Here is a 20,720-nt window from a genome sequence, read left to right as displayed (position 1 = left end):
AGCCGGCACCGCGCCGCCCCGCATACGCGGGCAGGGCCTTCGGGTGGCGCCTGCACGCGTCGTCCGGCGAGAGGCCGCCGGGAAACAGCTCCCGTCCTCGGGCGCGGGCCGCACCCCCCGGTGGGGCGCCCTCCCGACGCGGGCGCCGCACCGCGCGGGGGTACCCGCCGGGCACGCCCGCACCGGCGGCCCCGGGGCCGCACCGCCGGGAGTGGATTCCAGGGGCCCGGGACCTCAGCGCGTCCAGGACCACTGGGTGACCGTGCGCGCGGGCGTCCACCCGGTGAACCCGCCCACCGGCGCCGCCGTCTCGACGGCGATCCGGGTCAGCTCCCCGCCGCGGTCGCGGTGCGCCTCGGACAGCAGCCGCTCCGTCTCCAGGGTCACCCCGTGCACCACCAGCCGGCCGCCGGGCCGCAGCGCCCCCGCACAGGACTCCAGCACGCCGGGCTGGGTCGCCCCGCCGCCGACGAACACCGCGTCGGGCGCGGGCAGCCCCTCCAGCGCCTCCGGCGCGCGCCCGGCGACCACCTCCAGCCCCGGCACGCCCAGGCGCCCCGCGTTGCGGCCGATCCGCGCGGCCCGGCCGGCGTCGGCCTCCACCGCCGTGGCCGTGCACGCGGGGTGCGCGCGCATCCACTCGATCCCCACCGACCCCGCACCCGCGCCCACGTCCCACAGGTGCAGCCCCGGCGCGGGCGCCAGCCGGGCCAGCGCGGCGGCGCGCAGGTCCCGCTTGGTGAGCTGCCCGTCGTGCTCGTAGGCCCCGTCCGGCAGGCCCGCCGCCAGCCCGTACCCGGGCGGCCCGGCCGCCTCCACCGCAAGGACGTGCAGCGCGGGCACCGACGCGGGGTCCACCCGCGGCCAGTCCCCGGCCGTGCACTCCAGCCGCGACTCCGTGTCCGCTCCCAGGTCCCCGAGCACGGTCATCCGGCTGTCCCCGTACCCGGCGCCGGACAGCAGCGCGGCGGCGAGCGCGGGGGTGCCCGCGTCGGAGGACAGCACCAGCAGCCGCTGCCCGGGGGACAGCCACCGCAGCAGCAGCCGGGGGTCGCGCCCGACCAGGGTCACCACCGCGCACCGCTCCGCGGGCCAGCCCATCCGCGCCCGGGCCAGGGCCACCGAGGACAGGGCCGGCTCCACCCGCACCGCCTCCGCGCCCAGCAGGTCGATGAGCGTGGTGGCCACGCCGGACACCAGCGGGTCGCCCGAGGCCAGCGCCACCACGCCGCGGTCGGGGCAGGAGGCGAGCAGGGCCGCCAGCCCCTCCCGCAGGGGGGAGGGCCACACCTCGCGGCGCTGCCCGGCGCGCTCGGGCAGCAGGGCCAGGTGCCGGCGCCCGCCCAGCACGACCTCCGCCTCCAGTACCGTCCGGCGCAGCCGCCCGGGCACCCCGGGCCAGCCGTCGGCGCCGACGCCGACGACGGTGATACGGGGCTCAGGGACGGGGCGGGTGTCGGTGCTCATGGGACGGACGCTATCGTCGGTCCCTGGTGCGAGGTGCTCCGGCCTCCCCACCATCGGAAACGGTGGGACGGGCGGCCGGGGAGAATCTGGGAAGACCGGTGAGAGTCCGGCACAGGCCCGCTGCGGTGAACCGGGCCCCCGAAGGGGGGACCCGGCAAGTCCGAAGACCGGCCCCGCATCCGTCAGACCCATGGCGAAACGAGCGGGAGCCTCCCATGCCATCGCGTCCATCGCACTACCCCTTCTCGGCGATCGTCGGCTGCGACGCCGAACCCCTGGACGACCTCGGCCTCGCCCTGGTCCTGGCCAGCGTGTCCCCCGAGATCGGGGGAGTCCTGGTCCGCGGGGAGAAGGGCACCGCCAAGTCCACGGCGGTCCGCGCCCTTGCCTCCCTGCTGCCCCCGGTCCGCGTGCACCGCGGAGACCGGTTCTCCACCGACCCCGACGACCCCGCCCAGGAGTCGCCCGACGGCCCCTTCGGCACCGGCGTCCCGGTGGAGGCCCGCCCGGTCCGGCTGGTCGAGCTGCCCGTGGGCGCCACCGAGGACCGGGTCCTGGGGTCGCTGCACCTGGAGCAGGCCCTCACCCACGGCAAGGTCTCCTACGAACCCGGGCTGCTGGCCCGCGCCCACCGGGGCCTGCTCTACGTCGACGAGGTCAACCTGCTGCACGACCACCTGGTCGACCTCCTGCTGGACGCCGCCGCGACCGGCCGGGCCACCGTCGAGCGCGACGGCTTCTCCGTGGAGCACGCGGCCCGTTTCCTGCTCATCGGCACGATGAACCCGGAGGAGGGCGAGCTGCGCCCGCAGCTGCTGGACCGGTTCGGGCTCACCGTCGAGGTCGCCGCGCCCGCCGACCCCGCGGCGCGCGTGGAGGTGGTCCGGCGGCGCATGGCCTACGACGCCGACCCCGCCGCCTTCGCCGAGCGGTACCGCGCCGCCGAGGAGGCCCTCGCGGCGCGCATCGCGCGGGCCCGCGCCGGCCTGGGCCGGGTCCTGCTCTCCGAGGCGGCCCTGCTGAAGATCGCCCAGGTCTGCGCCGCCTACGAGGTGGACGGCCTGCGCGCGGACATCGTCACCGCCCGTACCGCCGTCGCGCACGCCGCCTGGGCGGGGCGCACCTCGGTCACCTCCGCCGACATCCGCCGCGCGGCCCTGCTGGCGCTGCCGCACCGCCGGCGCCGCAACCCCTTCGACGCGCCCGGCATCGACGAGGAGATCCTCGACCGCATCCTGGGCGGGGAGGACCCGCCGCCCGACCCCCCGCCCCCCGGCCCGGACGGCGGCCCCGCCGACGACGGGGGCGACGGCGGCTCCGGCCCGGCGGACCCCGCGGACACCGGCCCCGAGCCCGGGGAGAGCCCCGGCACGGCCGAGGACGGCCCCGCGCCGGGGACCCCCGACGGGCCCGGCCCTGCGGAGCCGGAGGCCTCCCACGGCGCGGACCCGGACCCCGCGACCCCCGCGGAACCGGACGCCCGGGCACCCGCCCCCGCGCCCGGGGCCGCCCCGGTCGGGGCCGCCGCGCCCTACCGGACGCGCAAGCTCACCGTGCGCGGGACGGGCGAGGGGGCCGACGGCCGGCGCAGCCGCGCCACCGGCACTCGCGGACGCCGCGTCGGCGCCGCCCCGCCCGGCCCCGGCACGGGCTCCTCCCTCCACCTCGTGGAGACCGTCCGGGCCGCCGCGCTGCGCCCCCGGGACGGCGGACGCCTGCGCCTGCACCCCCGCGACCTGCGCGTCGCCGTCCGGGAGGGGCAGGAGACCAACCTGGTGCTGTTCTGCGTGGACGCCTCCGGGTCCATGGCCGCGCGCAAGCGCATGACCGAGGTCAAGACCGCGATCCTGTCGCTGCTCCTGGACGCCTACCGCCGCCGCGACAAGGTCGGGCTGGTCACCTTCCGGGGCCGGGCCGCCGAACTCGTCCTGCCGCCCACCCGCTCGGTGGACATCGCCGCCGCCCGCCTCGACGGCCTGCCCGCGGGCGGGCGCACCCCGCTGGCGGAGGGGCTGCTGGAGGCGGCCCGGGTCCTGCGCCGCGAACGGCTGCGCGACCCGCGCACCCGCCCCCTGCTGGTCGTGGTCACCGACGGCCGCGCCACCGGCGGCCCGGGCGCCGTCGGCCGGGCGTTCGGCGCCGCCGACCACGTCGCCGGGCTGGGCGTGACCACCGTCGTGGTGGACGGCGAGTCCGGCCCGCTGCGGCTGGGGCTGGCCGCCGACCTGGCCCGCCGCCTGGGGGCCGACCACCTGCCCGTGTCCGAGGTCAGCGCCGAGGGACTCGGCGCCGCGGTGAAGGAGAGGGCCGCCTGATGCCCCAGGGCAAGCCGACGGCCGTCCCCGACGACGGCCTCACCACCCGCCAGCGCCGCAACCAGCCGGTGCTGGCCGTCCACACCGGCGACGGCAAGGGCAAGTCCACCGCCGCGTTCGGGCTCGCCCTGCGCGCCTGGAACCAGGGCTGGCGGATCGGGGTGTTCCAGTTCGTCAAGTCCGCGAAGTGGCGCATCGGCGAGCAGACCGTGCTCGAACGCCTGGGCCGCCTCCACGAGGAGACCGGCGAGGGCGGCCCCGTGGAGTGGCACAAGATGGGGTCGGGCTGGTCGTGGAGCCGCCGCAGGGGCAGCGACGAGGACCACGCGGCCGACGCCGCCGAGGGCTGGGCGGAGATCAAGCGCCGCCTCGCCGACCAGCGCCACGACCTGCTCATCCTCGACGAGTTCACCTACCCGATCACCTGGGGCTGGGTCGACGCCGAGGACGTCGTGGCGGCCCTGCGCGACCGCCCCGGCCGACAGCACGTGGTCGTCACCGGAAGGCGCGCCGACCCCCGGCTGCTGGAGGCCGCCGACCTGGTCACCGAGATGACCAAGGTCAAGCACCCCATGGACGCGGGCCGCAAGGGGCAGCGGGGCATCGAGTGGTGACACCCCTGCCCCGGATCATGGTCGCCGCGCCCATGACGGGGCAGGGCAAGACCACGGTCGCGACCGGCCTCATGGCCGCGCTCCGCGCCGCCGGGCACGCGGTCAGCGGGCACAAGGTCGGCCCGGACTACATCGACCCCGGCTACCACGCCCTGGCCACCGGGCGGCCCGGCCGCAACCTCGACCCGCACCTGGTGGGGGAGCACCGGGTGGTACCGCTGCTCCTGCACGGGGCGCGCGGCGCGGACGCCGCCGTCGTGGAGGGCGTGATGGGGCTGCACGACGGCCGGATCGGCACGGACGGGTTCGCCTCCTCGGCGCACGTGGCAGCCCTCACCCGGACGCCGGTGGTGCTGGTCGTGGACGTGTCCCGCATGTCGCGCTCGGTCGGCGCGCTGGTGGCGGGCATGGCCGGCTACGACCCGTCGGTGCAGGTCGCCGGCGTGATCCTCAACCGCGCCGGTTCGGCGCGCAACACCGCGGAGATCGTCCGCTCCACCCGCCTGCCGGTCCTGGGGGTGGTCCCCCACGACGAGCGGATCGCCCGCCCCTCCCGGCACCTGGGCCTGGTCCCGGCCGCCGAGCGGGAGGAGTCGGAGCGGGTGGTGGCCCGGCTGGGCGAGCACGTCGCCGCCCACGTGGACCTGGACGCGGTGCTGGAACTGGCCCGCTCCGCACCCGGCCTGGACGCCGGGCCCTGGGACCCGGCCGCCGAGGTCGGGGAGCCGGTGCGGGGGCGGCCGGTGGTGGCGGTCGCCGGGGGGCGCGCCTTCACCTTCCGCTACGCCGAGACCGAGGAGCTGCTCCGCGCCGCCGGGTGCGACGTGCGGGTCTTCGACCCGCTCACCGACGCCGGGCTGCCGCCGGGGACCCGCGGCCTCCACCTCGGCGGCGGCTTCCCCGAGGTGTACGCGGGCGCCCTGTCCGCCAACCGCGCCCTGGCCGCCGAACTCCGGGAGGCGGTGCTGGACGGCGTCCCGACGGCCGCCGAGTGCGCGGGCCTGCTCTACCTCGCCCGGTCCCTGGACGGGCGGCCCATGGCCGGGGTCCTGGCGGCCGAGGCGCGGATGACCGAGCGGCTGACCCTGCGCTACCCCGAGGCCGTCTCCCCGCGGGACACCCTGCTCACCCGGGCGGGGGAGCGGGTGACGGGCCACGAGTTCCACCGCACCCGGATCACCCCGCAGGCCGGGGCGGACGGCCCGGCGTGGGAGGTCGAGGGGACCGCGGAGGGGTTCGCCTCGCCGACCCTGCACGCGTCCTACCTGCACGTCCACTGGGCCGGGCACCCCCGGCTCGCCGCCCGCTTCGCCGCGGCCGTCGCAGCCCGCCCCCTTCCCGTCGGTGGGGCGCACCCGGGCGCCGCCCCGGCGCGGCCCGCCCCCCGGACCGCGCCCGGCGGCGGGGCGGTAGTGGCGGGCGGGGGAGTGGGCCCCGCTGGCCTCGCTGACCACACCGGCCCCGCTAGCCTCGCCGACCCCGCAGGCCCTAACGGCCTCGCCGTCCTTGCTGACCCCGTCAATCCTGCCAACCTTGCTGGTCCCGATGTCCCCGCCAGCCCTGCTGGCTCCGCAGTCCTCGCCGACCCCGCAGGCCCTGACGGCCCCACCCGCCCTCACGGTCCCACCGGCCTCGACGGGCCCGCGGACACCCGGAACACCGCCGTCACGACCGCCGGGGAAGGGGATGCCGGGGAAGGCGGCGACGGCCCCCGCTCCGCGGATCCGCTCCGCGCGGGCCCGCACGGGCGCGCGGCCCTCGTGGACCCGCGCCGCGACCGCCAGCAGGGCCCGGGTTCCTGCGCGGCCCCGCTGCACGGCGCCCCCGCGGACCCACTGCGCCACCATGGCGACGCCGAGACCGGCGAGGGGCTGCTCGACCTGGCCGTCAACGTGTACGCGGGACCGCGCCCCGACTGGCTGGACCGCGCGCTGCACGCGGGCCTGGCCGGGGCCGCCGCCTACCCCGACGCCGGCCCCGCCCGCGCCGCGATCGCCCGCCGCCACGGCCGCGACCCCGCGGACGTCCTGCCCACCGCCGGGGCGGCGGAGGCGTTCACGCTGCTGGCCCGGCTGCGGCCCTGGCACCGGCCGGTGGTCGTCCACCCCCAGTTCACCGAGCCGCACGCCGCCCTCGAACAGGCCGGGCACCGCGTCACGGCGGTGCTCTGCCCCGCGCGGGACGGCTTCGCCCTCGACCCGGCGGCCGTCCCCGAGGACGCCGACCTCGTGGTGGTCGGCAACCCCACCAACCCCACCGGGGTGCTGCACCCCGCGCGCACGCTGCGCGCCCTGCGCCGCCCCGGGCGCCTGCTCGTCGTGGACGAGGCCTTCATGGACGCCGTGCCCGGCGAGCCCGGATCGCTCGCGGGGGAGCGGCTGGAGGGCGTGGTGGTCCTGCGCAGCCTCACCAAGCACTGGTCGATCCCCGGCATCCGGGCCGGGTACGCCGTGGGCGACCCGGCCGCCGTCCGCGAGCTGGCCCGCGCCCAGACACCGTGGTCGGTGTCCGCTCCCGCCGTCGCCGCCATGGTCGCCTGCGCGGCGGACCCGCGCGCCGCGGACGAGGCGGCCGAGCGCGCCCGCGCCCTGGACGGGTGGCGCCGGTCCCTCCAGGGGGGCCTGCGCCGCGCCGGGGCGGACTTCGTCCCCTCCCGTGCCCCGTTCGTCCTGGTCAGGGTCGGGGAGGGCGGGCACGTCCATCTGCGCGGGCGGGGCATCGCGGTCCGCCGGGCCGACACCTTCCCCGGCCTGGACGCCTCCTGGGTACGGGTGGCCGTGCGCCCGCCCGAGACCGCCGCGAGGTTCCTGGCCGCCCTGGAGGGGTGGGACACCGGGGGACGGACGGCGCCGGCCCTCACCGCCCGCGCCTGACCCCGGATCGCGCCCCGGGCGGCGTCGGCGCCCGGCAGCCGGTGCCGCCCGCCCGGGCTCAGCCCAGCCGCCGCACCCAGTCCAGGGCCGAGGCGACGTCGTGCACGGTCGGCACGTTCCCGGGGCCCGGCGGGCGCCGCACCACCACGACCGGCACGCCCAGCAGGCGCGCCGCCTCCAGCTTGGGCCGGGTGTAGGACCCGCCGGAGTTCTTCGTGACCAGCACGTCCGCGCCGTGCCCGGCCATCAGCTCCCGCTCGCCCTCCAGCGTGTACGGCCCCCGCCCGGTGACCAGCCGCCAGGAGGGCGGCGGCTCCTGCTCGGGCGCGTCCACCACCCGGGCCAGCACCGGGTGCCCGCCCAGGGCGGGCACGAACCGGTCCAGCTCCTGGCGGCCCACGGTCAGGAACGGCCGCGAGCCCAGCCGTGCCGCCGTCAGCGCCGCCTCCCCGTGGGTGCCGGCGTGGTGCCAGCCCGGCTCCGGGTCCCACCCGGGCCGCTCCAGCCGCAGCAGCGGCAGGCCGGTGCAGGCCGCCGCCGCGTTCGCGGACATGCCCAGCGCGAAGGGGTGGGTGGCGTCCACGACCGCGTCGTAGCCGGCGAGCGCCTCCCGCAGCCCCGCCACCCCGCCGAAGCCCCCGACGCGCACCCGGCCCACCGGCAGGCGGGGCCGCGCCACCCGCCCGGCCAGCGACGACGTCACATCCACCCCGGCCTCCACCAGGAGCGCGGCCAGCTCGCGGGCCTCGGAGGTGCCGCCCAGCAGCAGGAGCCTCACCGCGCACCCCCCGGGCGGGGCTCGGGCAGCCCCGGCGGCGCCCCCGCGCGGGCCAGCGCCAGCAGCGCGTCCACGTCCAGGTGCTCCTCCACCAGGTCCGCGAGCAAATCCAGGCGTCGCTCCCGGGCCTGTTCGAACCGGACACCGGACGGCTCGTGCCCCAGTGCCTCGGCCAGGAACGCCGACCGGAAGGCGTCGCCCTCCAGGGCGCCGTGCCACAGCGTGCCGAACACCGCGCCGGCGCGCGCCCCGCCGGGGAACGCCCCGGCCCCCGGCCCGCGCGACACCGTCCCGTGGTGGATCTCGTAGCCGGACACCGGAACGCCGAACGCCTCCCCCGAGGGCAGCCCCAGGGTCTTGTCCGCGGTGAACTCCGTGTGCACGTCCAGCAGCCCCAGCCCCTCGGCCGCGCCGCCGCCCCGGGCCTCCACCCCGCGGGGGTCGGCCACCGTGCGGCCCAGCATCTGGAAGCCGCCGCAGATCCCCAGCACCGGGCGCCCCCGGCGGGCGTGGTCGGCCACCGCCCGGTCCAGCCCCCGCGCGCGCAGCCACGCCAGGTCGGCCAGGGTGGCGCGGGTGCCGGGCAGCACCACCAGGTCGGCGTCGGAGAGGTCGCGCGGCCCGGAGGCGAACACCACGTCCAGGCCGGGCTCCAGGCCGAGCGCGTCCACGTCGGTGAAGTTGCTGATGCGGGGCAGCCGCACCACCGCCACCCGCCGCACCCGGTCCCCGTCCGCGCGCCGGCCCTCCAGGTCCAGGGCGTCCTCCGAGTCCAGCCACAGGCCCGGGTCCCATGGCAGGACGCCGTAGACGCGGCGGCCGGTGCGCCGCTCCAGGTCGGCCAGCCCCGGCGCGAGGAGCGCGGGGTCGCCCCGGAACTTGTTGACGACGAAGCCCGCGACGAGGTCGCGGTCGGCCCGCTCCAGCAGGGCCACCGTCCCGTACAGGGCGGCGAACACGCCGCCCCGGTCGATGTCGCCCACCACCACCGCGGGCAGGTCCGCGTGCCGGGCCAGCCCCATGTTGACGTAGTCGCCCGCCCGCAGGTTGGTCTCCGCGGGGCTGCCGGCGCCCTCGGCGACGACGACCTCGTACCGGGCCGCCAGGTCGTCGAAGGCGGCGTGCGCGGCCCTCGCCAGGTGGCGCCGGCCCGCCTCCCAGTCCGCGGAGGACACCTCGCCCCCGGGGCGGCCCATGAGCACCACGTGGCTGCGCCGGTCGCCGCCGGGCTTGAGCAGCACCGGGTTCATGGCCGGCTCCGGCTCGGCGCGGGCGGCCAGCGCCTGCACCCACTGGGCCCGGCCGATCTCCGCGGGGCGCCCGTCCGGGCCGCGGCAGACCATGGAGTTGTTGGACATGTTCTGCGCCTTGTAGGGGGCCACTCGCACGCCCCGGCGGGCGAACGCCCGGCACAGGCCGGTGGTGACGACGCTCTTGCCGGCGTCGGAGGTGGTCCCGGCCACGAGCAGTCCCGCCCGCCTCCCACCGCCGTTCGCCGGGGGTGTTTCGCGCGGGTTCGGGTTCTCGTCTTCGGTGACGGACCGCGGTCCGGTTCCGCCCGCCCGCCCCCCGCCACCGTCCGGGAGAGGCACCGCGCGCCGCTGCGCGCCCCCGCTCCCGGCGGATACCCCGGACCCCGCCCCCTCCCTCACCGCGGCCTCCGCAGCAGCGCAGTGTCCATGACCCATCCCGCCCTCTCCCTCGCCCGCAGCCGGGCCGCGCCGATCTCCTCCAGCACGTCGCCGACCCGCCCCGCGACCAGCTCCTCGGTGTCGGTGCCGAGGTTGGCGCCCCACCACACGGACCAGTCGGCCAGCTCGGCGAACCCGTGCCGCCCGCCCAGCATGACGACGATGTCGCGGTGCCCCGCCGCCACCGCCTCGGGGAGGCGGCGGGCCGGGGTGACGTGGACCGGCCCGCCCACCCCGTGTAGCACGATCCGGTGCCGGGCGGCGAGCATCTGCGGGGCGCCGATCCCCGGCAGCACGTCGTACTCCACCGGCACGGCCCCCCGCGCGGCCACGGCCTCCACGATCCGCAGCGTGGAGTCGTACAGCGACGGGTCGCCCCAGACCAGGAACGCCGCCGTGCCGCCGCGCTCGGCCAGCACCCGCTCGTAGGCGGCCGTGCGCTCCGCGTGCCAGTCGGCGACGGCCGCCGCGTAGTCGGCCGCGCCCCGGTCCCGCGCCGGGTCGGGCACCTCCACCAGCGGCACGCCGTGCGCCGCGCACACCGCCCGCCGCAGCGCCAGCAGCCCGTCGCCGTCGCCCTTGCGGGCCGCGACCGCGTAGTCGCAGCCCCGCAGGGCCTGGGCGGCCTCGCCGGTGAGCTGGTGCGGGCCCATGCCCATCCCCAGGATCCGCACCCTCACTCGTCCCGCTCCTCCAGGTCGCCCTCGACCTCCAGGTACACCTCGGTCAGCGCCTGGAGCGTCGCCGGGTCCGGCTCCGCCCACAGCCCGCGCCGGGCCGCCTCGTGCAGCCGCTCCACGATGCCGTGCAGCGCCCACGGGTTGGAGCGCCGCAGGAACTCCTGGGTCTCTTCGTCGAGCACGTACTCCGCCGCGAGCCGCTCGTACATCCAGTCGTGGACCACCCCGGCCGTCGCGTCGAACCCGAAGAGGTAGTCCACGGTCGCGGCCAGCTCGAACGCCCCCTTGTACCCGTGCCTGCGCATCGCGGAGATCCAGCGCGGGTTGACCACCCGCGCCCGGAACACCCGCGCCGTCTCGTCGGCCAGCGGCCGGGTGCGCACCGCGTCGGGCGAGGTGGAGTCGCCCACGTACGCCTTGGGATCGGACCCGGTGAGCGCCCGCACGGTCGCGATCATGCCGCCGTGGTACTGGAAGTAGTCGTCGGAGTCGGCGATGTCGTGCTCGGCGCTGTCGATGTTCTTGGCCGCCACCTTGATCCGCCGGTAGTTGGCCCGCATGTCGTCGGCCGCCGGCACCCCGTCGAGCCCGCGGCCGTAGGCGAAGCCGCCCCACGCCGTGTACACCTCGGCCAGGTCGCTGTCGTCGCGCCAGTTGCCCGACTCCACCACCTGGAGGATGCCCGCCCCGTAGGAGCCGGGCGCCGAGCCGAAGATCCGGGTGGTGGCCCGCCGCAGGTCCCCGTGCGCCTCCAGGTCCGCCAGGGTGTGCGCCCGCACGAAGTTGCGGTCGGCGGGCTCCTCCAGCCCCGCCGCCAGGGACACCGCGTCGTCCAGCAGCGCGACCACGTGCGGGAAGGCGTCCCGGAAGAACCCGGAGATGCGCACCGTGACGTCGATCCGCGGGCGCCCCAGCTCCTCCAGCGGCACCGCCTCCAGGTGGGAGACCCGGCGGGACGCCTCGTCCCACTCCGGCCGTACCCCCAGCAGAGCCAGCACCTCGGCGATGTCGTCCCCCGACGTGCGCATCGCCGACGTCCCCCACACCGACAGCCCCACCGACTCCGGGTAGGCGCCCGTCTCGTCCAGGTGGCGGCGCAGCAGCGAGTCGGCCATCGCCTGGCCGGTCTGCCAGGCCAGCCGGGAGGGCACCGCGCGCGGGTCGACCGTGTAGAAGTTGCGGCCGGTGGGCAGCACGTTGACCAGGCCCCGCAGCGGGGACCCCGACGGGCCCGCCGGCACGAACCCGCCCGCCAGGGCCCGCAGCACGTGCTCCGTCTCGTCGGTGGTGCGGGCCAGCCGGGGCACGACCTGCGCGGCGGCGAAGTCCAGGACCGCGCGCACCCCGGGGTCGTCGTGCAGGCCCTCCACCGCGGCCGGGTCCCAGCCCGCCGCTTCCATCCGCTCCACCAGGCCCCGGGCCAGGGCCTCCACCGCGTCCACCTCGGCGGTCGGCGCGCCCTCCTTCAGGCCCAGCGCCGCGCGCAGCCCCGGGACGGCCCCGCCGACCCCTCCCCAGACCTGCGCCGCGCGCAGCACGGACAGCACCAGGTTCACCCGGGCCTCGCCCTCCGGGGCGGCGCCGAGCACGTGCAGCCCGTCGCGGATCCGGGTGTCCTTGATCTCGCACAGCCAGCCGTCGACGTGCAGCAGGAAGTCGTCGAACTCCTCGTCGCCCGGCCGGTCCGCCAGCCCGAGGTCGCGGTGCATCTCCGCGGCGCGCATGAGCGACCAGATCTCGCCCCGCACCGCGGGCAGCTTGGCCGGGTCCATGGACGCGATGTTGGCGTGCTCGTCCAGCAGCTGCTCCAGGCGGGCGATGTCGCCGTAGGTCTCCGCGCGCGCCATCGGCGGGATCAGGTGGTCCACGATCGTGGCGTGGGCGCGCCGCTTGGCCTGGGCGCCCTCGCCCGGGTCGTTGACCAGGAACGGGTACACCAGCGGCAGGTCGCCCAGGGCGGCGTCGGTGGCGCAGGCCGCGGACAGCGCCGCGTTCTTGCCCGGGAGCCACTCCAGGGAGCCGTGCTTGCCCAGGTGGACGAGGGCGTGCGCGCCGAACCCGCGCTCCAGCCACCGGTAGGCCGCCAGGTAGTGGTGGCTCGGCGCCAGGTCCGGGTCGTGGTAGATCGCGATGGGGTTCTCGCCGAACCCCCGCGGCGGCTGGACCAGGACGACCACGTTGCCCGCCCGCAGCGCCGCGAGCACGATCTCGCCGGAGTCGTTGACGTAGAGGCCGCCCGGGGCCGGCCCCCACGCCTCGGTCATCGCGTCCCGCAGCGCGGCGGGCAGGTCGCGGGTCCAGTCGGCGTACTCCCGCGCCGTGATGCGCACGTGGGCGTCGGTGAGCTGGCCGGAGGTCAGCCACTCCTCGTCCTGGCCGCCCGCTGCGATCAGGGCGTGGATGAGCGCGTCGCCCGCCTCGGCCTCGTCCTCCAGGTCCAGGCCGGGCAGCGCCCCGGGGCCGCCGAGGTCGTAGCCCTCCTCCCGCAGCCGGCGCAGCAGCCGCACCAGGGAGCGCGGCGTGTCCAGGCCGACCGCGTTGCCGATCCGCGCGTGCTTGGTGGGGTAGGCGGACATCACCACCGCGATCCGCTTCTCGGCGGGCGGCACGTGCCGCAGCCGGGCGTGCGCGACCGCGATCCCGGCCAGCCGCGCGCAGCGCTCGGGGTCGGCGGCGTAGCGGGGCAGGCCGTCCCGGTCGATCTCCTTGAACGAGAAGGGCACGGTGATGATGCGCCCGTCGAACTCGGGGATGGCGATCTGGCTCGCCGAGTCCAGCGGCGTGACGCCGTCGTCGGACTCCTCCCACGCGGCGCGCGGGCTCGTCAGGCACAGCCCCTGGAGCACCGGGACGCCCAGGGCGGCCATGCGCTCCACGTCCCAGGCCTCGTCGTCCCCGCCCGCGCCGGCCGTGGCCGGGGTGCTGCCGCCCGCCGCCAGCAGGGTCACCACCAGGGCGTCGAACCCGCCCAGCGCCGCGTACAGCTCGTCGGGGGCCGAGCGCAGCGACCCGGCGAACACCGGGACGCCCACCGCCCGGCCGGTGGCGTCCACCGCGTCGGCCAGGTCGTGGACGAACGCCGTGTTGCCCCCGGCCTCGTGCGCCCGGTAGTACAGGATGCCGATCCGGGGCAGGCCCGGCGCCGTGTCGCCGTCCCGCTCGGCCAGGCCCCACGCCGGCAGCTCCAGGGGCGGCTCGAACCCCTCGCCGGTCACCAGCACGGTGTCCGACAGGAAGGCGTGCAGGCGCGCCAGGTTGGCGGGGCCGCCCTGGGCCAGGTAGCGGTGGGCGTCGGTGGCCACACCGATCGGCACGGTGGAGTGCTCCATCAGCTCCGCGCTGGGCTGCTGCTCGCCGCTGAGCACCACCAGCGGCGTGCCCCGCTCCCGGACCGCGGCCAGGCCCGGCCACAGGTCGTGCGGGGAGCCCAGCAGGCGCACCACGACGAGGTCGGCGCCCTCCACCGCCGAGGCGAGCTCGCCCTCCGGGGCGCGGGACGGGTTCGCCCAGGTGTAGGCGGCCCCGCTGCCCCGCGCGGAGAGCAGGTCGGTGTCGGACGTGGACAGAAGTGCGATCCGCACGGTCATGGCCGGATTCCTCCCTCGGGGTTCTCGCCCCGTCGGTGGTCGGAACGCTCGGAGCCGGTGTCTGGCTGCACCCCGCCGGGGGTGTCACAGTGGCGGAACCGCCCCGGACTCGCACCGGGTTCCCGCACTTCGAGCGAAGGGTTTCGTCGGGGCGCCTCCCCGGAGCGGCGCGGGCCGGGCGGGGTACCGGGCGGCGGCCCCGTGCAGGGGGCCGCGCCGGACGACCGGTCCCGGGTCCGCGCGCCGTTCGGCGGGAGCCGTACCGGTCCACACCCTAGCGGGGCGCCCCGCGTCGGCCGCGGGTGCGGCGGGCTCACCGGGCGCCCCCCGGCCGGGCCGGGGCCTGGCGCAGGAAGCGGATCACCGGGTGCCCGGGTCCCTGGGCGACCTCCGCGCGCACCCCGTACACCTCGCCGATGAGGGCCGGGGTGAGCACCTCCCGGGGCGTGCCCTCGGCGACCGCCCGGCCCCCGCGCAGCACGAGGAGACGGTCGCAGTACATCGCCGCCAGGTTGAGGTCGTGCATGGCGATCACCGTGGTCACCGGCAGGCCGACCACTAGTTCCATGAGGTCCAGCTGGTACTGGATGTCGAGGTGGTTGGTGGGCTCGTCGAGCAGCAGCTCGCCGGGCTCCTGGGCCAGCGCGCGGGCGATCTGGGCGCGCTGGCGCTCGCCGCCCGAGAGCGTGTGCCAGGACCGGTCCGCCATGCCGGTGAGCCCGGTGGCCTCCAGCGCCGCCGCCACCGCCGCGCCGTCGGCCGCGGACACGGGCGTCCACGGCCGCCGGTGGGGGATGCGCCCCAGCGCCACCACGTCGCGGACCCTCAGGTCGGTGGAGGTGTTCGCGTGCTGCTCCACCACCGCGACCCTGCGGGCCACCGTCCGGCGGGCGGTCCTGCCGAGCGGCCTCCCGTCCAGGACGACGACCCCCGCCGAGGGGGCCAGGACGCCGGACAGCAGCCGCAGCAGGGTCGACTTGCCCGAGCCGTTGGGGCCCAGCAGCCCCACGGTCTCCCCGGGGCGCGGGGCCAGGGTCACGCCGTCCACCACCAGGCGGCCCCCGGCCAGGCGGCCCACCCGCTCGGCCCGCAGCCCGCCCTCCCCGCCGGGGGAGGGGGCGGGCGGGGCGGGCCGCCCCGCCACGGCGGTCTCACGGTCGTTCACGAGGCCCTCCTGACCCGGTACAGCACGACGATGAACGCGGGCACCCCGATGAGCGAGGTCACCACGCCCACCGGGATCTCCTGTGGGTCCAGCAGCGTGCGCGCCGCCGTGTCCACCCACACGAGGAAGACCGCGCCCGCCAGCGCGGTCACCGGCAGCAGCCGGGCGTGCCCGGACCCGGTGAGCAGCCGGGTGATGTGCGGCAGCACCAGCCCCACGAACCCGATCGCCCCCGCCACGCTCACCATCGCGGCGGTGAGCAGGGCCGTCGCGGTCAGCAGCAGCAGGCGCGCCCGGGCCACCCGTACGCCCAGGTGCGCCGCGGCCTCCTCCCCGAACGCGAACGCGTCCAGGGTCCCGGTGTGGGCCAGGCACACCGCCAGCACGGCGGCCAGCACCAGCGCGCACAGCACCACGTCGGACCACTGCGCGCCCGCGAGCGAGCCCAGCAGCCAGAACAGCACCCCGCGCGTGGTCTCGGCGTCCGCCGAGGTCAGCACGATGAACGAGGTCAGCGCCGAGAAGAGCTGCATGGCCGCCACCCCGGACAGGACCACCCGGTCCATCGTCGCGCCCAGGGTGTGGGACAGCAGCACCACCAGCCCGAAGGACAGCACCGCCCCGACGAAGGCGCCCGCCGACAGGGACACCGCCCCCGCGCCCCAGCCGAGCACGATCACGACCACCGCGCCGGTGGAGGCGCCCGAGGACACGCCCAGCACGAACGGGTCCGCCAGGGGGTTGCGCAGCAGCGACTGCATGACCGCCCCGCACAGGGCCAGCCCCGCCCCGCACACCGCGGCCAGCAGGGCCCGCGGCATGCGCAGGTTCCACACGATGCCCTCGCGCAGCACCGACAGCGGGCTCTCCCCGTACCCGAGGCGGGCCAGGGTGGACCGCGCGACCTCGGACGTGGTGATGTCGGCGGGGCCGATGGTCACCGCGACCGCGACCGACACGGCCAGGACGGCCAGGCCTGCGCAGGAGAGCAGCGCGAGACGCGCGCCCGTCACCCGCCGAACCCGAGTTCCCCGAGCCCGGCGGCGACCTGCTCCACGCCCTCGACGGTGCGGATCGACGGGTTCATGGCCTGGCCGCTCAGCAGGATGTAGCGCTCCTCGCGCACCGCGGTGAGGTTGCGCGTGGCGGGGTTGCCCTCCAGGAAGTCGATCTTGGCCGCGGCGGTCTCGGCCGTCTGCGACTCGCGGGTCAGGTCGCCCAGCACGATGACGTCGGGGTCGCGGTCGGCGACGGTCTCCCAGTTGATCTGCGGCCACTCGTCGTGGGTGTCGTCGAAGGCGTTCTCCGCCCCCACGGCCCGGGTGATCGCCCCGGGTGCCCCGCAGCACCCGGCCAGGTAGGGCGCCTCGGAGTTGGCGAACCAGTACATGAGGGACACCCCGGAGGAGTCCAGGTCCGCGGTGGCGTCCGCCACCCGGCCCTCCAGACCGGCCACGACCTCCTCGCCCCGCTCCTCGACGCCGAAGACCGCCGCCAGGTCGCGGATCTCCCCGTAGACGACGTCCAGGGTCAGCGGCTCGCTGCGCGAGCCGTCGCCGGTGCCGCCGTTGTCCTTGCCCGCGGCGCAGTCCGTGGGCGACACGTACGTGCCCACCCCCAGCTCCTCGAAGCGCTCCCGCTCGGCCACCCCGCCGGTGCCCAGGGTGGACACGAAGGACGCCGTCACGAAGTCGGGCTCGGCCTCCAGCACGCGCTCGAAGGACGGGTTGTTCTCCGCCAGGCGCGGGACGCCCTCGTCGGCCTCCTCCAGGCCCTCCATGATCGGGTCGGTCCAGGTGGCGGTGCCCACGACGCGGTCCTGCAACCCCAGGGAGTACAGGATCTCGGTGGTGCCCTGGTTGAGGGAGACCACCCGTTCCGGGGGAGCGCCGAGGGGCACCTCGTGCCCGCAGTTGTCGAGGGCGGCCCCCTCCGCGGCGGAGCCGGGGGCGTCGGCGCCCTCCCCGGCCGGCGGGGAGCAGGCGGTCAGCAGCAGGGCGGGGACGAGCAGCAGGGAGCCTCTGAGGGGCGTGGTGCGGGACATGGGGATGCCTTGCCTGTCGGGGCTCGTACGCGGAGCCTGGCACGGTCACCCGCGCGGGGTCGGCGCGCGGGGCCAGCAGGTCTTCGGACTCGGGCTCACCCGGACGGGATGCCTTCCCAGGCCGGACCGCGCGGCCGTTCCCGGCCCCGCTCCCGCCCCAGTGGCGCACTACCCCGCCCGTCCCCCTCACCGCTGCGCGTCAGTTCCGGATTCACACCGGATTCCCTGACCACCGGAAGTGGTACGACTGGCCCGGGCAGGATAGCAACGCCGTTCCGGGCGCCCGCGGCCCGGTCCGCCCGTTGCGCCCGCCGTCCTGGGCCCCTTGCCCTTCCCCACCCCAGGGCCTACCTTCGGGGTGCCGTGGTGTTCGGGAAGTCCGGTGGGAATCCGGCGCGGCCCTCGCCACTGTGCACGGGAAGTCGTTCCGCCCCGTGCTCCGCACCCCCGCGGGGGCGGAGCACGGACCACGCCACTGGGAGCGCACCCCCTCCGGGGTGCGGCCTGGGAAGGCGGGCGGGACGGCGCGGCCCGGCAGCCAGGAGACCGGCCACGGCACCGATGACCGTCCACGAGGTGCTGGAGATAGGTCCCCCCACTCATGCACATACCCGAAGGCCTGCTGCCCCCCTTGCACGCCGCCGCCTGGACGGCGGCGGCAGCCCCGTTCGTCGTCCACGGCGTGCGCTCCCTGACCCGCGAGGTCCGCGCGAACCCCGAGGCCAAGCTCCTGATCGGCGCGGCGGGAGCGTTCTGCTTCGTCCTCTCGGCCCTGAAGATCCCCTCCGCCACCGGGACCAGCTCCCACCCGGTGGGCGTCGGACTGGGCTCCGTCCTCTTCCGTCCCCCCGTGATGGCCGTGCTGGGCACCGTCACCCTCCTGTTCCAGGCCCTGCTGCTCGCGCACGGCGGGCTGTCCACGCTGGGCGCCAACGCCTTCTCGCTCGCGGTCGTCGGGCCCTGGGTCGCCTACGGGGCCTTCCGCCTGGTGCGGGCGCTCACCGCGCGGCTGCCGGAGGGCACCTCGCTGTCCCTGGCGGTGTTCACCGCGGCGTTCTCGGCCAGCCTGGGCACCTACACCGTGACCAGCCTCCAGCTCGCCCTGGCCCACCCCGACCCCGAGGGGGGCGTCCTCGGGGCGTTCGCCAAGTACGCGACGGTCTTCTCCGTCACCCAGGTCCCCATCGCCGTCATCGAGGGCCTGGTCACCGTCGTGGCCGTCCGGCTCCTCACCTCGGTGAACCGCGGCGACCTCGTCCGGCTCGGGGTGCTGCGGCCCGCGCCGGCCCCGGTGCCGGAAACGGCGCCGCGGGAAGCGGCGGACCGGGAGGCCGGCACCGCGGACACCGCGGCCGCGGGCGGGGACGACAAGGAGAAGAACGCATGAGCGACCGTTCGACACCCCGCGCGTGGGTGACCTGGGCCCTGCTGGCGGCGGTGGCGGTCCTGGCGGTGCTCCCGCTGGCGACCGGCGCGGGAGAGGGCATGGAGGAGCCGTTCTCCGGGGCCGACGGCCAGGCCGAGTCCCTGGTGGGCGAGCTGAACCCCGACTACGAGCCGTGGATGGCGCCGCTGGTCGAGCTGCCCTCGGGCGAGGTCGAGTCGGGGCTGTTCGCCCTCCAGGCCGCGATCGGCGCCGGGGTGGTCGGCTACGCGCTCGGCGTGGCGCGCACCCGCTCCCGGCCCGGGGACCGCGCGGCCCCCGGGCCGGGCGCCCCGTCCGCCGGCCCCGAGGCCTCCGACGCCCCCGGCGGTCCCCGGGACCGGTGACGCCGATCGACACCGCCGCCTACCGCAGCCGGTGGCGGCGGTACCACCCCGCGGTCAAAGGGGTCCTGTGCGGCGGGCTGCTGGCGTGCGCCCTGATGCTCCCGCCCTGGCCCGCCGCCGCCCTGGTGGCGGCCGCGACCCTCGGGTCCGCGGTCGCCGCCGGCGTCCCCCTCGGCCTGATGGCGCGTGCGGCGGCCGGCCCGCTGGTGCTCATCGCCACCAGCGCCGCCGCCCTCCTGGTCTCCGTGGGCGGCGCAGAGCCGGTCGGCTGGGCCCCGGGCGGGCCCGCCCGCGCGGCCGAGGTCGCCGCCCGCGCCTCGGCCGCGCTGGGGACCCAGCTCCTGTTCGTCCTGACCACGCCCGTGGCCGACCTCCTCGCCCGGCTGTCCCGCACCCGGCTGCCCGCCGCGCTGGTCGAGGTCGTGGCCCTCACCTACCAGATGCTCATGGTCCTGCTCGGGACCGCCCACCGGGTCGCTTCCGGCCAGGCGGCCCGGCACGGGTACCGGTCCCGACGGGCGGGACTGCGCTCGGCCGGGGCCCTGGGCGGCGTCCTGTTCCTGCGCTCCCTGGACCGGGCCCGCCGGCTCCAGGAGGGCCTGGCCTGCCGCGGGTACACGGGCAGGCTCACCGTCCTGGTGGACGAGCGCCCGGTGCCCCCGGTGGAGTGGGCCGCCGCTGCCGCCCCGCCGCTGCTGGTCGCGGCCCTCACCCTCACGTCCACGGCCCTGCGGTGACCCCCGTCCCCGCCGACCCCCAGGAGACGCCCGTGCCCCCACGTGCCCCCGGCCCCGCCGCCCCGCCCGTCCTGGAGGGCCGCGGCCTGCACTACGCGTACGACGACGGCGGCGGACCCGCGGTGGCCGGCGCGGACCTCGCGGTCGGCCCCGGCGGCCTGCTCGCCGTACTGGGCCCCAACGGCGGCGGCAAGACCACCCTGCTACGGCTGCTCTCCGGCGGGCTGGTGCCGGACCGGGGAGAGGTGCTGCTGGACGGCGCCCGGCCGCCCGCCGGGCGCCAGGGCCGCGACCTGCTGCGCCGCCGGGTGCAGATGGTCTACCAGGACCCCGACGACCAGCTGTTCTCGGCCACCGTCGGCCAGGACGTGTCCTTCGGACCGCTCAACCTGGGCCTGCCCGCCGCGCAGGTCCGGGAGCGGGTGGAGTGGGCGCTGGACGCGCTCGGTGTCACCTCCCTGGCCGACCGCCCCACCCACCTGCTGTCCTACGGCCAGCGCAAGCGCGTGGTCCTGGCCGGGGCGATGGCGCTGCTGCCCGGCGTCCTGCTCCTGGACGAGCCCACGGCGGGACTGGACCCGGCGGGGGTGGCCGGGCTGGTCGCGACCCTGGACGGCCTGCGGGACCGGGGCACCGCACTGGTCGTGTCCACCCACGACCTGGACCTGGTCCACGGCTGGGCCGACCGCGCGCTGGTGCTCGACCGGACGGTCCTGGCCTCGGGCCCGGTGCGGGAGGTGCTCGCCGACACCGCCCTGCTGTCCCGCGCCCGGCTGCGGCCCGCCTGGGGCCCCGCCGTGGGCCGGGTGCTGCGCGCGGGCGGGCTGCTGCCCGCCGACGCCCCCGACCCCTCCTCGCCCCGGGACCTGGACCGGCTCCACCCGCGCTGAGGCGGACGCGGGCCGGCCGGGGCCGAAAAGGCCTTGGCGTTCCTTCGGAGATTCGGACATAGTGGCCGGGTCATCCCGCCCCCTGCCCCCGGCGCACCCCGCCCCCTCC

The 20,720-nt window shown here is 77.5% G+C and carries 15 protein-coding genes and 4 riboswitches; of the genes, 7 read left to right on the top strand and 8 right to left on the bottom strand.

What is annotated here, in order from left to right; translation table 11 throughout:
• Positions 1-234: 234 nt before the first annotated feature.
• Complete coding sequence (cbiE, locus tag BUE45_RS03155) at positions 235-1,467, bottom strand: precorrin-6y C5,15-methyltransferase (decarboxylating) subunit CbiE (protein ID WP_073374641.1); 1,233 nt, start codon at positions 1,465-1,467, stop codon at positions 235-237.
• A gap of 87 nt (positions 1,468-1,554) precedes the next feature.
• Positions 1,555-1,637, top strand: a riboswitch (cobalamin riboswitch).
• Positions 1,638-1,682: 45 nt separating this feature from the next.
• Here cbiE and BUE45_RS03150 point away from each other — a divergent pair.
• Genes BUE45_RS03150 through BUE45_RS33175 form a run of 3 tightly spaced genes read left to right on the top strand, consistent with a single transcriptional unit; the run spans position 1,683 to position 7,269 of the window.
• Positions 1,683-3,782, top strand: a complete 2,100-nt coding sequence (locus BUE45_RS03150; RefSeq protein WP_073374639.1) for a VWA domain-containing protein — start codon at positions 1,683-1,685, stop codon at positions 3,780-3,782.
• A complete protein-coding gene (gene cobO, locus BUE45_RS03145) occupies positions 3,782-4,396 on the top strand; it encodes a cob(I)yrinic acid a,c-diamide adenosyltransferase (protein ID WP_073374638.1) in 615 nt (204 codons plus the stop codon). The genes BUE45_RS03150 and cobO overlap by 1 nt, the downstream gene beginning before the upstream one ends.
• Before the next feature lie 17 nt (positions 4,397-4,413).
• Positions 4,414-7,269 carry a bifunctional hydrogenobyrinic acid a,c-diamide synthase/histidinol phosphate aminotransferase CobBC gene (locus BUE45_RS33175; protein WP_245832787.1) on the top strand — a complete coding sequence of 952 codons (2,856 nt, stop codon included), beginning with the start codon at positions 4,414-4,416 and terminating at the stop codon, positions 7,267-7,269.
• A 58-nt stretch (positions 7,270-7,327) separates the two neighbouring features.
• On the opposite strand, the gene BUE45_RS03130 is transcribed toward BUE45_RS33175, so the two are convergent.
• From BUE45_RS03130 to BUE45_RS03100, 7 genes are all read right to left on the bottom strand, one after another.
• Positions 7,328-8,047, bottom strand: a complete 720-nt coding sequence (locus tag BUE45_RS03130) for a cobalt-precorrin-6A reductase (RefSeq protein WP_073374636.1) — start codon at positions 8,045-8,047, stop codon at positions 7,328-7,330.
• Positions 8,044-9,510, bottom strand: coding sequence for a cobyric acid synthase (locus BUE45_RS03125; RefSeq protein WP_245832739.1), 1,467 nt, complete (start codon positions 9,508-9,510; stop codon positions 8,044-8,046). The genes BUE45_RS03130 and BUE45_RS03125 overlap by 4 nt, the downstream gene beginning before the upstream one ends.
• A gap of 185 nt (positions 9,511-9,695) precedes the next feature.
• The gene (gene cobF, locus BUE45_RS03120) at positions 9,696-10,418 is read right to left on the bottom strand and encodes a precorrin-6A synthase (deacetylating) (protein WP_073374634.1); all 723 of its coding nucleotides are present in this window, start codon (positions 10,416-10,418) and stop codon (positions 9,696-9,698) included.
• Positions 10,415-14,005 (bottom strand): cobaltochelatase subunit CobN, encoded by a 3,591-nt coding sequence (gene cobN, locus BUE45_RS03115; RefSeq protein ID WP_073374633.1) that lies wholly within the window; start codon positions 14,003-14,005, stop codon positions 10,415-10,417. The genes cobF and cobN overlap by 4 nt, the downstream gene beginning before the upstream one ends.
• Positions 14,006-14,040: 35 nt before the next feature.
• A riboswitch (cobalamin riboswitch) is annotated at positions 14,041-14,152 on the bottom strand.
• A gap of 166 nt (positions 14,153-14,318) precedes the next feature.
• Positions 14,319-15,149, bottom strand: coding sequence for an ABC transporter ATP-binding protein (locus BUE45_RS03110; RefSeq protein ID WP_073375369.1), 831 nt, complete (start codon positions 15,147-15,149; stop codon positions 14,319-14,321).
• 17 nt (positions 15,150-15,166) lie between these two features.
• Complete coding sequence (locus BUE45_RS03105; protein ID WP_073374631.1) at positions 15,167-16,183, bottom strand: FecCD family ABC transporter permease; 1,017 nt, start codon at positions 16,181-16,183, stop codon at positions 15,167-15,169.
• Positions 16,180-17,214, bottom strand: a complete 1,035-nt coding sequence (locus tag BUE45_RS03100) for an ABC transporter substrate-binding protein (RefSeq protein ID WP_073374629.1) — start codon at positions 17,212-17,214, stop codon at positions 16,180-16,182. Before BUE45_RS03100 ends, BUE45_RS03105 begins: the two co-directional genes overlap by 4 nt.
• Before the next feature lie 57 nt (positions 17,215-17,271).
• Positions 17,272-17,481, bottom strand: a riboswitch (cobalamin riboswitch).
• An 80-nt stretch (positions 17,482-17,561) separates the two neighbouring features.
• Positions 17,562-17,783, top strand: a riboswitch (cobalamin riboswitch).
• 32 nt (positions 17,784-17,815) lie between these two features.
• Between BUE45_RS03100 and BUE45_RS03095 the strand changes: the two genes are divergently transcribed.
• From BUE45_RS03095 to BUE45_RS03080, 4 genes are read left to right on the top strand one after another with little or no spacing between them, the layout of a single operon-like run.
• Complete coding sequence (locus BUE45_RS03095) at positions 17,816-18,601, top strand: energy-coupling factor ABC transporter permease (protein WP_073374627.1); 786 nt, start codon at positions 17,816-17,818, stop codon at positions 18,599-18,601.
• The gene (locus BUE45_RS03090; protein ID WP_073374625.1) at positions 18,598-18,984 is read left to right on the top strand and encodes an energy-coupling factor ABC transporter substrate-binding protein; all 387 of its coding nucleotides are present in this window, start codon (positions 18,598-18,600) and stop codon (positions 18,982-18,984) included. Before BUE45_RS03095 ends, BUE45_RS03090 begins: the two co-directional genes overlap by 4 nt.
• A complete protein-coding gene (gene cbiQ / locus BUE45_RS03085; RefSeq protein ID WP_073374623.1) occupies positions 18,981-19,721 on the top strand; it encodes a cobalt ECF transporter T component CbiQ in 741 nt (246 codons plus the stop codon). Before BUE45_RS03090 ends, cbiQ begins: the two co-directional genes overlap by 4 nt.
• 32 nt (positions 19,722-19,753) lie before the next feature.
• On the top strand, positions 19,754-20,611 hold the full coding sequence (locus tag BUE45_RS03080) for an energy-coupling factor ABC transporter ATP-binding protein (RefSeq protein ID WP_073374621.1): 858 nt from the start codon (positions 19,754-19,756) through the stop codon (positions 20,609-20,611).
• Positions 20,612-20,720: the final 109 nt, after the last annotated feature.

The sequence above is a fragment of the Nocardiopsis flavescens genome, from assembly GCF_900141985.1.
Taxonomy (GTDB): domain Bacteria; phylum Actinomycetota; class Actinomycetes; order Streptosporangiales; family Streptosporangiaceae; genus Nocardiopsis; species Nocardiopsis flavescens.
Note: the sequence above shows the minus strand (reverse complement) of the source record. Positions and strands in the feature narration are given on the sequence as shown.

Bases quoted from the DNA above. Each gene is read 5' to 3' on its own strand.
- BUE45_RS33175 (WP_245832787.1), top strand. From the start codon at position 4,414: ATGGTCGCCGCGCCCATGACGGGGCAGGGCAAGACCACGGTCGCGACC.
- BUE45_RS03150 (WP_073374639.1), top strand. From the start codon at position 1,683: ATGCCATCGCGTCCATCGCACTACCCCTTCTCGGCGATCGTCGGCTGC.
- cbiE (WP_073374641.1), bottom strand. From the start codon at position 1,467: ATGAGCACCGACACCCGCCCCGTCCCTGAGCCCCGTATCACCGTCGTC.
- cobO (WP_073374638.1), top strand. From the start codon at position 3,782: ATGCCCCAGGGCAAGCCGACGGCCGTCCCCGACGACGGCCTCACCACC.
- cobN (WP_073374633.1), bottom strand. From the start codon at position 14,005: ATGACCGTGCGGATCGCACTTCTGTCCACGTCCGACACCGACCTGCTC.
- BUE45_RS03090 (WP_073374625.1), top strand. From the start codon at position 18,598: ATGAGCGACCGTTCGACACCCCGCGCGTGGGTGACCTGGGCCCTGCTG.
- BUE45_RS03100 (WP_073374629.1), bottom strand. From the start codon at position 17,214: ATGTCCCGCACCACGCCCCTCAGAGGCTCCCTGCTGCTCGTCCCCGCC.
- BUE45_RS03095 (WP_073374627.1), top strand. From the start codon at position 17,816: ATGCACATACCCGAAGGCCTGCTGCCCCCCTTGCACGCCGCCGCCTGG.